Below are 269 nucleotides of genomic sequence, written 5' to 3'. Positions count from 1 at the left end.
GTTTCGCGAATGACGTTCTTAAAGCAGGGTCTATTGAATCGGCAATGGCTGGTGGTATTGAAAGCTTGACCAATGCACCTTACTTTATTCCTAAAGCCCGTGGCGGTTTGGGTATGGGACATGGCGAAATTAATGATCACATGATGAGTGATTGGATAGAAGTCGCGTACGTCAATAAAGCAATGGGATGCTTTGCTCTTGTTACAGCTGATGAATATGGTATTGGTCGTGAGCATATGGATACGTTTGCTCTGGGTTCATTAAGTAAA

The 269-nt window shown here is 43.1% G+C and carries 1 protein-coding gene; it reads left to right on the top strand.

Going from position 1 to position 269, the window contains the following annotated elements; genetic code table 11:
• Nucleotides 1-269 (top strand): thiolase family protein (locus CWB78_RS18555; protein WP_502705099.1); only part of this gene is annotated, 269 nt, incomplete at both ends.

Source organism: Pseudoalteromonas sp. S1612 (genome assembly GCF_005887175.1).
In the GTDB taxonomy this organism is placed as follows: domain Bacteria; phylum Pseudomonadota; class Gammaproteobacteria; order Enterobacterales; family Alteromonadaceae; genus Pseudoalteromonas; species Pseudoalteromonas undina.
Note: the sequence above shows the minus strand (reverse complement) of the source record. Positions and strands in the feature narration are given on the sequence as shown.